General features: G+C 58.9%; 11 protein-coding genes. 7 read left to right on the top strand and 4 right to left on the bottom strand.

The window, feature by feature from the left end; genetic code table 11:
- Nucleotide 1: 1 nt before the first annotated feature.
- Nucleotides 2-1,996: an LTA synthase family protein gene (locus GTU79_RS10175; protein WP_203522009.1), complete on the bottom strand. Its 1,995-nt coding sequence runs from the start codon at nt 1,994-1,996 to the stop codon at nt 2-4.
- Between the two features lie 532 nt (nt 1,997-2,528).
- On the opposite strand from GTU79_RS10175, the gene GTU79_RS10180 reads away from it, so the two are divergent.
- Nucleotides 2,529-3,224 carry an alpha/beta fold hydrolase gene (locus tag GTU79_RS10180; protein WP_203522008.1) on the top strand — a complete coding sequence of 232 codons (696 nt, stop codon included), beginning with the start codon at nt 2,529-2,531 and terminating at the stop codon, nt 3,222-3,224.
- A 119-nt stretch (nt 3,225-3,343) separates the two neighbouring features.
- Here the strand turns inward: GTU79_RS10180 and GTU79_RS10185 are convergent, their stop codons facing one another.
- Entirely contained in the window at nt 3,344-4,360 is a 1,017-nt protein-coding gene (locus tag GTU79_RS10185; RefSeq protein ID WP_203522007.1) for a zinc-dependent alcohol dehydrogenase family protein, read from the bottom strand.
- Between the two features lie 301 nt (nt 4,361-4,661).
- Here GTU79_RS10185 and GTU79_RS10190 point away from each other — a divergent pair, with 301 nt between their 5' ends.
- Nucleotides 4,662-6,074: an MFS transporter gene (locus tag GTU79_RS10190; protein WP_203522006.1), complete on the top strand. Its 1,413-nt coding sequence runs from the start codon at nt 4,662-4,664 to the stop codon at nt 6,072-6,074.
- A gap of 90 nt (nt 6,075-6,164) precedes the next feature.
- Here GTU79_RS10190 and GTU79_RS10195 read toward each other — a convergent pair whose 3' ends face one another.
- Both GTU79_RS10195 and GTU79_RS10200 read right to left on the bottom strand, forming a co-directional pair.
- Complete coding sequence (locus GTU79_RS10195) at nt 6,165-7,130, bottom strand: YhfZ family protein (RefSeq protein WP_132922319.1); 966 nt, start codon at nt 7,128-7,130, stop codon at nt 6,165-6,167.
- A complete protein-coding gene (locus GTU79_RS10200; RefSeq protein ID WP_203522005.1) occupies nt 7,114-8,448 on the bottom strand; it encodes an MFS transporter in 1,335 nt (444 codons plus the stop codon). The genes GTU79_RS10195 and GTU79_RS10200 overlap by 17 nt, the downstream gene beginning before the upstream one ends.
- A 131-nt stretch (nt 8,449-8,579) precedes the next feature.
- Between GTU79_RS10200 and GTU79_RS10205 the strand changes: the two genes are divergently transcribed.
- From GTU79_RS10205 to GTU79_RS10225, 5 genes are read left to right on the top strand one after another with little or no spacing between them, the layout of a single operon-like run.
- On the top strand, nt 8,580-10,031 hold the full coding sequence (locus GTU79_RS10205) for an FAD-binding oxidoreductase (protein ID WP_203522004.1): 1,452 nt from the start codon (nt 8,580-8,582) through the stop codon (nt 10,029-10,031).
- Nucleotides 10,028-10,345 (top strand): hypothetical protein, encoded by a 318-nt coding sequence (locus GTU79_RS10210; protein ID WP_214513887.1) that lies wholly within the window; start codon nt 10,028-10,030, stop codon nt 10,343-10,345. Before GTU79_RS10205 ends, GTU79_RS10210 begins: the two co-directional genes overlap by 4 nt.
- Complete coding sequence (locus tag GTU79_RS10215) at nt 10,285-11,031, top strand: PdxA family dehydrogenase (RefSeq protein ID WP_214513888.1); 747 nt, start codon at nt 10,285-10,287, stop codon at nt 11,029-11,031. Before GTU79_RS10210 ends, GTU79_RS10215 begins: the two co-directional genes overlap by 61 nt.
- 18 nt (nt 11,032-11,049) lie before the next feature.
- On the top strand, nt 11,050-12,243 hold the full coding sequence (locus GTU79_RS10220) for a four-carbon acid sugar kinase family protein (RefSeq protein ID WP_203522002.1): 1,194 nt from the start codon (nt 11,050-11,052) through the stop codon (nt 12,241-12,243).
- A gap of 30 nt (nt 12,244-12,273) precedes the next feature.
- On the top strand, nt 12,274-13,047 hold the full coding sequence (locus tag GTU79_RS10225) for an SDR family NAD(P)-dependent oxidoreductase (protein WP_203522001.1): 774 nt from the start codon (nt 12,274-12,276) through the stop codon (nt 13,045-13,047).
- Nucleotides 13,048-13,068 lie beyond the last annotated feature (21 nt).

Raw genomic sequence — 13,068 nt, forward strand, 5'->3', positions numbered from 1 at the left:
TTCAGTCGGAAAATCCTTTTATCCTGGCATTCAGCTGCCAGCGGAGCAGCGCGGGATAGGCGGTAAAACGCTGCATTCGCGATGTATCCACCGGCCCGGCGGCGGGCTGTAACGTCAGGCCGCCGTCCGGGGTCCAGGGATAAAGCGCCGGCCGTCCGGTGAGGGGATAGACGCCCCGATCGTCAACCCACAGGTCAACGTTATAACCGAAGGCCCGGCTGCCGTCATCCACCGGCGCCAGCATATTCCTGCCCCCCAGCGCCTGGTAAGGGGTGTCCGACAGGGAATAGGCATAGAGGGTCGGCATAATGTCTTTGTGGGAACCGATGCGGGACGGGTCGTAGCGCCAGGGGCTGTTGTCCAGGATGATTTTGGGTATGTAGAGATAAAACGGCACGGCGCGATCCAGGAACTGTTCCCGCGGATTAAACGCTTTCAGCCGCCGCATTTGATGATCGCCGGCGGCGGCGATCAGGGTATTATCCCCGAGGGGGGAGTCTTTTATCGTCGCGATAAACTCGCCCAGTGAGTCGGTGCCGTACTGATAGGTCCGCAGAATATTTTCCTGCGCCTGCCGGGGAACTTCGGCATGGGCCATCATTTGGGCCGATGCGTACGCCGGCTTGGGATGATAGTGCGGGGGAACGATATACGGCGGATGATTGGTCACGGTCAATATAGCGATAAATGTCGGCTGTGTGGCCTGGGCCAATAATTTGGCCGCCAGCCGGAAGGCATAATCATCCGGTACGCCCCAGTCCGTGACCTCTTGCCTGGATTCGGGATACAGCGATTCCAGCGTTTCCTGTCCAAAAACCCGATCCACTCCCTGGAAAGGCAGATAATTGCCCAGATTGCGCCACATCAAACTGCCCGAGGTAATAAAAATCACGTTATAGCCGGCTTTTTTGTAAACGGCGAACGGCGTATCTGCCAACGGTACCCGCTGGGCCGAAGAGTGGCTGATATTCTGTACCGGACTGTGAAAAAACAGCGCCGCTAAAGAGGGGGCGGTGCCGTTGCCTTCCGAAACAAAACGGCGAAAGACGAAATCGTCGGCAAAAGGCTTGCGCAGCGCGCCGAGTAAATCATTGTCCGGCATATGGTCAAAAACGAGCATATTACTGCCCATGCTCTCCATCAGAGCCATTACCACATTGGGTCTGTGATCCCTCAGCCAGGGATTGGCTGGGGTACGGGCATCCAGGGAATTCAAGCCGGACTGCCGTAATAAAACCGCGCCGGCCCGGCGGGAAACCGGCGTGAACTTCACATCCAGGTTATGATCCCCCACGGCCCAGGACAGGGCGATTAAACCGTTGGGTGTCATCTTATTCAGGGCGGTAATGGTGGAGATCTGGGAGTCATTGCGGCGCAGCGGGAACGTCGCCAGACTGCCGCGCGCCATGGCGGCGAACAGCAGCAAGGTCAGGAACAGATAAAGGGCAAACAGGCCCACCGGCCAGCGGGAGGCGTCCCGCCGGCGGCGCGGCGTTAAAAAATGCCGGGTCAGGACGGTATCAAAAGCGGTGATCGCCGCGGCCGCAAACAGCGCCGAGAGGATGGGGTAGTCCTGCCAAATACTTTTCAATACGGCGCTGGATTCGTCTTCCACCAGGCCGAAGGCAAAAATATCAATAAAGTCATGATAGGTCTGGTAATAGTAATAATTAATGATGGATACCATGATGACCACGAACGCCACCAGGCCTAAATAGATTCGCGCGCAGCGCGCCAGCCACCGCCAGCCCTTTTCCCGGGCGGCAATCAGCAGACCCAGCACCAGGCACGGAGAGAGCAGAATGGCCGTCACCCGCAGATCAAAACGTATGCCTGTCAGCCACATATGTTCAATGGCCGCGGCATGTCCGCTGATTTGCCGCGGATCGATAAAAATGTGGAACATAAAATAACGCGCACCCGCCAGCAATAAGGTGAGTACGCCAATCTGGCACCACAGGGCGCTTAACAGGGCGCGGATTCTCAGTTGATACATTTACTTCTCTATTATTAATAATTATTGATTAATGAATATTTGTAATTATTTGCTTGCTACATTTTTTCAAATGGAACTTCCACCGAACGTCAACGGGGTGGGGATAGAGACGGGGTTTTTTGCCAAAATGTGCCATAGGCACATCCGGTCCATAGCCCGCGGCGGGATGTGACAACGGCGCCGGGCTGCTTTTGGGCGCCGCCGGGTTCGGCGCAAAAACCTTTCCATGGCTATAGACTCTTTGCCGACGGGGAATTTGACTTCCCCTGCGGCGGGAAAGAGCGGACGGCCGGCACCGGTTTGTTTCTTGTGTTGAAACAGGGGATTATCAACAAGGCAGTGACCGCAATTCGGCCCGGGCCGGGCGAGTGCCGATAGCGGCGCGGGCCCCAGGGCGTTCTTGACAGAAAAAAGGCAGTACGCCAGCTTTAGGTTATTCGCCGGGGCAGCGCCTGACGCCTTCCCGCAACTCGACATTTATCGGGCGTGGCAGTAATCACTTTCATCACGCTGCTGATTGAGGAGACCGCAAATGGCTACATTCATAAAAAATGTTGTTCTGGTTCATGGCGCCTTTGCCGACGGATCGAGCTGGGCCAAGGTCATTCCCCGGCTGACCGCCCGGGGAATCAAGGCCGTCGCGGTGCAAAACCCCCTGAGTTCGCTGGTGGATGACGTGGAAGCCACGGTGCGGGTGATAGAAATGCAGGAGGGTCCGGTTCTGCTCGCCGGCCATTCCTGGGGCGGCGGGGTGATTACCGAAGCGGGCAATCACCCCCAGGTGGCGGGACTGGTGTATATTGCCGCCGGCACTCCTGATAGCGGCAAAAGCTTCAATGACTGGTGGGATGACTATCCGCCGATGCCCGGCGCCGCCGAAATCGAGCCTTATGGCGAGGACTATGTTGCGATGACGCGGGAAGGAGTGCGGAAATATTTTGCCGGCGATCTTCCCGAGCAGGAAGCCGACGTCGTTTACGCCACCCAGGGACCCCTTGCCGTCCGGTGCTTTGACGATCTCATCACTACCGCCGCCTGGCGTGCCAAACCCTCCTGGTATGTCATCGGCGAGAACGATCAAACCATTCCCCCCAAGGTTCAGCGCGACTCGGCGCAAAAGCTGGGGGCAAAGACGCTCAGCCTGCCCACCAGCCACGTGCCGATGCTGTCCCGGCCCGACGCCGTCGCCGATTTTATCGCCGAGGCGGCAAGCTCGATAGTGTTTTGACCTCATACCTCCGGCGGGCTTGAAAACGGCTATTCTCCGCCGCCCTCAATGCTCCCCGAACCGAGCCGGGAATACCGACGATCCTGAAGCGGTATTGCCCGGCAATGACGCTTAACCCATCAGGCCGGGCCCGATATGACCACTTTGCCCAAATGTTTGCCGCTTAACAGATAATCATAGGCGGCACGGGCCTCTTCAAACGGAAATACCGTATCAATGATCGGATGCAGGGCCCATTGCTCCAGGGCTCGGTTCATTTGTTCGAACATATCCCGGCTGCCGGTTGAAATCCCCGTCAGCGTCAGGCGCTTTTGCAGGATCGGGGCGGGATTGATGGTACCCGGTCCCGCCAGCACCCCGATAACCACCACCCGGCCGTGCATGGCGGTGGCCTGGAGGGAGCGTTCCAGCGTACCGGGGCCGCCGGTCTCGATAACCCGGTCAACCCCGATTCCCCCGGTGGCGGCCAGCACCTCATGCTGCCATTCGGCATGGGCGGCATAGTTAATCACCGTATCGGCCCCCAGGGCGCGCAATTTGGCGGCTTTTTCTTCGCTTGAGGTGGTGGCGATAACGTTGGCCCCCAGGCGTTTGGCCATTTGCAACGCAAAAACGGACACCCCGCCCGACCCCAGGATCAGTATCGTCTGGCCCGGCAGCAGAGGGGTTCCGTCATGCAATGCGCGCCAGGCGGTGACGGCGGCGCAGGGCAGGGTAGCACCCTCCTCGTAGGAGAGGTGTGCCGGCAGTTTTACGATGCCCTCTTCATACAGCACCACCTGCTGCGCCAGCACCCCGTCCCGGTTGCCGCCGAGATCGGCGGGCACGGCGCGCAGCGGCATCGGTCCGCCCTGCCAATTCTGGCGGAAAATGCCGGCTACCCGATCGCCGACGGCAAAGCCCCGCACCTGGTGGCCGACGGCGATGATATCGCCGGCGCCGTCGGAGAGGGGAATGATGCCGGGCTGGATCTGCCCGACGCCATATTGATTGCGGGCAATGGCGATATCCCGGTAGTTGAGCGATGTGGCGCGGATACGAATCGATACCTCATGGGCGCCGGCGGTCGGCGCTTCTTCTTCACACATTTCCAGCCCGTCGAAGCTGGTCAATGTTTTCAAACGGTACAGTTTCATGTTCATCCTCTCCCTTGATGGTGGTGGATGGTGCCTTTTGGCTGAAGGCGCTGGGCCATCAAACAAGATAGACATGATGGAAAATTATTATCTTGGCAAAAGGTGTTTTGTATCATATTGAAAAGATTCATGGCTTGTGATGACACGGCCGTCAAGGCTGGACTGAAGGATTATATGAGTAAATTTATTTGCACAGTATTTTATGCTGAATTTTTTCTATAAAAAGCAAATATAGAGAGATAATTCCAGTGAAGAGCCATTATTATGAAACATTATTTTTTATGTTGTGGCAGGGTTAATAATGAGTGACGCGCACGCCCCCCATGCCGGGATAGCGGCCCCATTAACGATATATGAAGAGGATTTATCGGTCCGCATCGATGCGTTGCCCGCGTCGGCCGGTCTGTGGCGCTTTATCATACTGCTGGCCCTGGGCGGCTTTTTTGAGCTCTACGATCTGTTTCAAACCGGCTATATCAGCGGCGGGCTGGTGGCCGAAGGCATTTTTCACGTCGGCGGGCAGGGGGTATTCGGCGTATCCGATCAGGCGGCCTTTGCCTCAGCCACCTTTCTCGGTCTGTTTATCGGCGCCAGCCTGCTCAGCCCCTATGCCGACAGATTCGGCCGCCGGCTGACCTTTATGTTCGCCCTGGCCTGGTACGGCCTGTTCTCATTATGCCTGGCCTTTCAGCATCAGGCTGAGTGGATCATTTTCCTGCGCTTTCTGGTGGGGGTGGGCCTGGGCATCGAGCTGGTGACCATCGATACCTACCTGGCTGAATGGACGCCCGCCGGTCTTCGCACCAAGGCGTTCGCCTTCTCGTTTTTCATTCAGTTTCTCTCGGTACCGGCGGTGGCGTTAATGTCCTGGTGGCTGGTGCCGCAAACCATTCTCGGCCTTACCGGCTGGCGTTATGTGGTTATCGCCGGCGCCGTGGCGTCGCTGATTATCTGGCTGGTGCGCAAGAAGCTGCCGGAATCGCCGCGCTGGCTTATTCAACAGCGGCGCTACCGGGAAGCGCGCCAGGTGATGCTGGACATGGAAAGGCGCTGCGGCATTACCGCTGCCGCTGATTTTCCGTTGCGGGATCGGGAACCGGCAACGGCGAAGGTCGGCACCTTCAGGGATATCTGGGCGGCTCCCTATCGCAGCCGCACCCTGATGCTGTCGGTGATGAATTTTTTCCAGGCCATCGGCTTTTTTGGTTTCGGCAACTGGCTGCCGGCCTTGCTGGCCGGCCGGGGAACCACCATTACCCACAGTTTGCTGTATGCCTTTTTCATTACCCTGGCGTATCCCCTGGGTTCCCTGCTGTGCAGCCGGTATGCCGACAAAATGGAGAACAAATGGCAAATCGTTTTATCCTGCCTGGTGACGGTGATTTTCGGTTCGCTGTTCGCGGTGCAGAATAATCCGCTGCTGCTTATTCTGTGCGGCTTTCTGGTTACCTGGTCCAACGCCTGGCTGACCTACAGCTACCACTCCTACCAGTCGGAGGTTTTTCCCACCTTTATCCGCGCCCGCGCCGTGGGGTTCTGCTACTCCTTCAGCCGGCTGTCGACGGTGTTCAGCAGTATTATCATCGGACTGCTGCTGCAGCATACCGGGGTAACGGGGGTTATCATCTTTATCGTTATCAGCATGCTGATTGTCATGGGGGTTATCGCCATCTTCGGCCCGAAAACCCGCGGCCTGGATTTGGAAGATATCTGAGGCGCATCGGGCCTGCCGGGATGTGTTTTTCGCGTTTGCAGACTGACATCCCGTCCCCGCCATGCGCTTTGTCAACAGGCTCGCTGCCCGCTAATAGGTGGGCAGCCTTTTCCCGTCGATAACCTCCCGCTGGATTTTCTCCACCTGGCCGATGTTGATTTCATCCAGCACCGCGCGGGTCGCCGTATTGCCCTTATCAATCACCAGCGAGGCGGAAAACATCTCGTTGGTCAATAGCGCCATGGCCGAAGGGGACAGCGGCCAGGTCACCAGTTCCTGGTGATGAAGGGAGAGGCCGAACGCCGAGTGATGCCAAACGGCCACATCGCATGCACCGCTTATCAGGGCGGAGGGGATATGGGCGTAGGTGACATCCACGTATTCGCTGTCCGGAAATTCCAGCTGCGTCAGCATGGCATGATCGATGGACAGGCGATCGATGCCGACCCGCAAGGCTTTGGGCAATTGACTGCGGGGGGCGCGCGCCACGACGATGACCGAGCCGGCGGCGTAATAGCTGCCGGCGGAGTAGGTGGTATGGATGAAAAACGAGGGTTTGGCGGCGATAATCTTTTTGGCCGCATGGGTGGACATTACCGCTACGTTGGATAACGAGTCGCTCAGGGCTTTTGATCGCTGGGTGGAACCATGGCCGAAAATAAAGGAAGAGGGAATATTGTAATGGTCCAGGGCCACGCGCAAGCCGGTGGCCAAGCCCTGGAACTCCCAGCTCAGGGGCAGCGGCATGATAACCGACAGCGGATGGAATCCCGCCCTGGACCACAAGCCGCCCAGGTTTTTCTCCACGATAAATGTGCCCTGCCGCTGTTTGGATGTCAGGACCACCAGATTGTCGCTTTGCAATTCCTGCAGCGCTTTCTGGATGGTGCCGGCTCCCACGCCGATGGACACGCGCAGTTCTCCTACATTGGGCAAACGCTCGCCGATTTTTCTTTCCAGAATGGTCCGGGCGACCATTTCAGTCGCCCGTTGTTGCGGGGATTCCACATCGCCTTTAATCCGGGGCGATGTCAGAGGTTCAGCTTTTAGATTCATTTCTTTTTAGATACACCTCTATTTTTCGTTCTCGACCGAAAAACGACACCAGGATACAGCCCAACAGGCAGATCCCGGCTGCGGTAAAGAAAACCAGCGTCCAGTTTCCCGTGCGATCGATGATTTCACCCGCCACCACCGGTGAAATGATCCCCGACAGGTTGGCGATGGCGTGGACATATCCCATGACCCCTCCCAGACGCCGGCTGGGCACAATGTCGCCTATGATAGCAAAATATTGTGCCCCGGTAATGTAAAGGGAGAAGACCACCCCCGACATCAACAGTACCGCGCTCAGCGTGCTGGCGACGTAGGTGATGAATGCGAACTGTATGGCGGTTGCCACCAGGCCTATGACGATGACCGCCGATCTGGCCCCGATGGGCTTGCCGGTACGGCGCGCCAGTATGTCGGAGACAAATCCGCCGCTGGCGAAACCAATCACGCCGAATACCCAGGGCAGAGAGCCGGCGAACGCCAGGCCCTTCAGATCGACGCCGCGCACCTCGGACAAATAGACGGGAAACCAGGTTAAAAAGGTGAACAGCACCCAGCCGTAACCGAAAAACGCGACGGAGGTGGCAAGCAGCACCGGCATGCGGCAATAAAATCCGAGGGAAGGTTCTCCCTTGTCGTCCGGAGATAGGATGGGCTGGGTCAGCTTTTCCCGCTGCAGATCGATATCCCTCTGCGTGGCCCAGGGATGCAGTTCGGGACGATCCCGCACCACGGCAAACCAGGCGATGGCGATAAAAATACCGATAATCCCCAGGACGACAAATGACCAGCGCCAGTCGGCGATACCGATCAGCGCCACCACCAGCGGTGTGCCGATAGCGCCGCCAAGGGGCGTTGCGCCCTGGGCCAGACCCATGGCGGTAGACATTTGCCGCTGGGGAAACCAGTTGTGCATGGTTTTGGTGGAAACCGCCCCCTGGGGCCCTTCGCCGAAACCAAACAGGAAACGAATGATAAACATGAGGACAAAGCTGCTGCCCAGAGCGGTCAGACCGGTGAACAGCGACCACCAGGCCACCGCGATGCCCATGACCGTGCGGGGGCCGTATTTATCCGACAGCCAGCCGCCGATAAAGCAGAACGGGGAGTAGCTGAAAAAGAAGGCGCTGCCAATCAAGCCGAACTGGGTACCGCTGAGGCCCAGATCCTTGATGATATGGGGACCGGCCACGCCGAGAGCGGCGCGATCGGCATAGTTAAGCACCAGCACCAGCGCGGTCATACCTAAAATGATCCAGCGTAGCGTGGCTTTGTTTTGCGATGGCGGCTTGACTTTATTATCTGCGGTCTCGATTGACATAGCATTGTCACCTTGGTTGATTTCACGTTTGACGATCTGATATAAACAATATACAGTAATCTGTAAATACAAAACACGCTCCGCCTAACTTATGTCAATAGTTTGAAGCCACCCACAAATTAAGGACTCTTATGAACAGTCAAGCCGCCGTCAAAACCGACACGGACTCCCTTATTAACGCGCTGCGCAAGCATGCCCCCCGGTGCGTTATCGATAGCAGCCTTGAAACCCGAAAAGCCCGGGCGCATGACCGCTGGCCCATCGCGGCAAAGTGGTCCGAAGAAGAAATGAACAACCATACTCCGCTGGCGGTGGTGCGGGTCGGCTCTGCCCGGGATGTCTCGCAGGTACTGACGTTCGCCGGCGCGCATCATATCCCGGTGGTGCCTTTCGGCGCCGGTTCCGGGGTAGTGGGGGGCGTGGTAAATCAGCGCGGTTATCTCTGTATCGATCTGTCCGGCCTCAACGGCAAGCCCGAACTGGACGCGGAAAACGGCGAAGTCACCGTGCCTTCGGGAGTCTTGGGCGGTGACCTGGAAAAGATACTCAACGAGGCGGGCCGGCGTCTGCCCCATTATCCGCAGTCCCTGGCGCTGGCAAGCATCGGCGGCCTGGTGGCCACTCGTTCATCAGGCACTTTCAGCAGTAAATACGGCAACATCGAGAATTTTGTCACGTCGCTGGAAGTGGTGCTGCCCGACGGCGCCATTATTCATACCCAGCGCTCGCCGCGCTCCTCCACCGGTCCTTCCGTCGCCCAGATGTTCGTCGGCAGTGAAGGAACGCTGGGCATTATTACCGCCGTCACCCTGCGTACCCTGCCGCTGGCAACGTCCCAACTGTTCCGCGGCGTGGCTTTCGAGGGCGTCGGCCCCGGGCTGAACGCGGTGCGTCAAGTGCTGGACAGCGGTTTGATGCCGGCGGTTATCCGGCTTTATGATGAAAAGGAAGCGGTGCATATATTTGAAAAAAGCGGTATCGAGCCCGCTCACCGGACATTATTGGTGTTGGCCTTCGACGGTAATCCGGCGGTGGCCGCCGCCGAGCAGGCTGAGTCGTTGAAAATCACCGCCGCCCTCGGCGGTGAAGATCTGGGATCGACGCCAGGAGAAATCTGGGAAAAAACCCGCTATGACGCCGGCTGGCTGGATCGCGGCAACGCCGGGGAATTTGATTTTGCCGACGCCATCGAAATCGCCGCCGGCTGGCATACGCTGGAAGCCCTGCACGATAAGGTGCTGAATGCCATATCCCCTTACGCCGACAACGCGTTTGCCCATTATTCCCATTTCTACAGCAACGGCGGCGCCATCTACTTTATCTTTTTCATTGTCGGTAAAAACAAACAGGACGCGGAGAGCCGCTTCAACCAGGTCTGGGACATCACCATGCGCACGGTGCTGGAGCATGGCGGCTCCATCAGCCATCACCATGGCGTGGGGGAAGCGCGCAAGCATTGGATGGTGCGCGAACATGGCGACAGCCTGCGGGTACTGGCTAAGCTTAAACAGGCACTGGATCCCCGGGCAATACTTTCCCCGGGCAAAATGGGATTCGATGAACAACCGGAGGCGGGAAAATGAAGACCATCAAGCCCATTGCCATTACCGTCGGCGATCCGGCGGGCACCGGTCCCGAGTTAAGCCTCAAGGTGGCCTCTACCGAACTGCTGATGCCCCGGACTCCCGTCGTGCTTATCGGTTCAGCAGGACTGCTGCGGCGGGTGGCGGATCATATCGGACTGGAGGTGGAAATCCGTACCGTCGAACGGGCTGAGGAGGCCAAACGCCAGCCCGGCGTGGTCTGGGTAATGGATGTCCCCTCGACTACCAGGACGTGGTCCCCTGCCGCATCAGCAAAATCTGCGGCCAGGCATCGGTGGATGCCATCCGGCTGAGCACCGGGCTGGCGCTGGCGGGGGAGGTGAGCGCCCTCTGTTCCGCGCCGGCCAATAAAGAGGCCTTTCCTCTGGCGGGGCACAAATTTGAGGGGCAAACCGAAATTTTCGCCCACCTCACCAACACGACCGCCTTTCATACCATTATGATCGGCGGTCCGCTGCGCGTCAGCCTGGTAAGCGCCCATTGCTCGCTGCTGGAAGCGGTGGCGCGGGTCAAGCAGCCGCGTATCGAACGTATCATGGGGGAACTGCACACCTCATTGCGGCAGGAGTTCGGCTTGCCCAATCCGCGCATCGGCGTGGCGGGCCTTAATCCCCCTGCCGGGGAAAACGGCGTGCTGGGTATGGGAGAAATCGAGCACATCAAACCCGCCCTGGAAACCTGCCGACGCAAAGGCATGAACGTCAGCGATCCGCTGGCGGCCGACAGCCTGTTTTACGCGGCGGAGCAGGGCGCTTACGACGCCATCCTGGCCATGTATCACGATCAGGGCACTATCCCCCTGAAGCGGTTCGGCTATGTGACCTATGCCGTCGGGCTGCCGATTATCCGCACCACCGCCGGCCACGGCACGGCCTTTGATATCGCCTGGCAGGGCATCGCCAAACCGGAACTGCTGTCCCGGGCGGTGAGACAGGCCGAAGAACTGGCCATGACCAAAGCCCGGCTTCAGCACGGATGAGCCGGTAAGGGAGAGAATATGCTAGGTATCGTGGCCGACGATCTCACCGGCGGCGCCGCTATCGCGGGGGAAATCGCCCGCCCCGGCAAACCGGTGCCCGTACTGCGCCTGCAAACTGACGGACGCGTCGAATCACGGACGCTGGTGCTGGAAACCGGCAGCCGCTATATGCCGGTGGCGCAGGCGGAGCAGCGCGTCGTGTCGGCGGTTCAGCAACTGAGGCAGGCGGGTTTTACCTTGCTGATGAAAAAGATCGACAGCACCCTGAAGGGCAACGTCGCCGCTGAGCTGGCGGCATTCGCCAAAGCCGTCGGCGAACGGCTGGTGATCGTACCGGCCTGTCCGGCCATGCATATCCACGTTCGGGCCGGCTATCAGTGGAAATCCGGCCGACAGGGTATCGATATCGTCGCCTTGGTGGGGCAAGCGCTGGGCTGGGCCCCTTTATCCTTGCCGCTGGATGTGGTGCGCGGCGGCGCGGCGGCCGTCAGCGCCTGGCTGCGCGCTAATGACTGTCCGGTGATTATCGCCGATACCGAGACGCAAAATGATATCCGGCAGATAGTCAGCGGCGCCGGGGGCGCCGGTATCAACGCCTATGCCGGCGTCTACGGCTTGGGCCGGGCGCTGGCCGGGCTGGCGGGCAAGCCGGATATGCAGCCTCCCGGCGAGGCGTCCCGGCTGGTGGTCTTGGTGGGGTCCACCGCCTCCGCCACGGTGGCGCAGGTGGATTACCTTATTGAACAAGGGGCCGTCAATATCGCGGTACGGGTATCTTCTCTCATCGGCGACGACGGCGAACGGGAACTCAGCCGGATACGCAGGGAAATCGCCAGCGCCACCGCGCCTATCGTATTGGTGCATACCGACGCAAAAAGCACTGCGGATAGTGTGAGCCGGTATTGCCAGGATCGGGGCTGGAGCGATCGGGATCTGGCGCAAGCCCTGGCGGCGCCCTTTGCCGAAGCGGTGCGTGGCTTGCCGGGGGCGGGCATCATGATAGTCGGCGGTGAAACCACCGGGGCGTTATTCGACATGCTGGCATGGCGCGGTTTGCTGGTGACCGGCGAATTTGCCGATTCGGTGCCTATCGCCGCGCCGCCGGACGCTGCGTATCCTTTTATTTTAACCAAACCCGGCGCGTTCGGTACCGTCTCGGTGCTGCAGGACGCGGCGCAAAAGATGCTGGGAGCCCGCTGTGGCTGGCAATGAGTCTCGGCAAAATCATATTTAGGAGGACCGATGCGGTATTTTCCGGGGTTTCGTCTTGATAATAAAATCGCCGTCGTCACCGGCGCCAGCAAAGGGCTGGGGGAGACCATCGCCCATTCGCTGGCGGAATCCGGCGCGACGGTGGCCATTGTCGCCCGCGACAAAGCGCTGCTGGCGCAGGTTGCCCGCACCGCCAAAGAGGAGTATGGCGGCAGCATGTTCCCGTTTCAGGCCGATCTTATCGATACGCACGGCTTTGACCGGTTGGTTTCCCGCATCGAAGACGAGGTGGGCGCCATCGATATCCTGGTGAACAACGCCGGGACCAATATCCAGCAATCCGCCACCGACGTTGACGAGCAGACCTGGGATTACCTGCTCGACCTGAATTTGAAATCGGTGTTCTTTTTAAGCCAGGCGGTGGGCCGGCGGATGCTGGACGCCAGGCGTCCCGGCCGGATCATCAATATCGCCTCGCAAATCGGCGAGGTGGGTTTTTACAAGCGCTCCGCCTACGCCGCCAGTAAAGGCGGGCTGGTGCATATGTCCAAGGTCATGGCCATTGAGTGGGCGGAGCAGGGCATCAGGGTCAACTGCGTCGGACCGACCTTTGTGGATACGCCTTTGCTGAAGATAGCCTTTCAGGACCGGGAGATAGCGGATGAAGTGATGCGGCGTATCCCTATAAAGCGCCTGGGCTGCGCATCGGAAGTCGCGACGGCGGTGGTGTATCTGGCCTCGGAAGGCGCCGATCTGGTTACCGGCCATCATTTATTGGTGGACGGCGGCTGGACGGCGCAATAGTGACGGCATGACGGAGAAAAT

Source organism: Sodalis ligni, from assembly GCF_016865525.2.
GTDB classification, from domain to species: domain Bacteria; phylum Pseudomonadota; class Gammaproteobacteria; order Enterobacterales; family Enterobacteriaceae; genus Acerihabitans; species Acerihabitans ligni.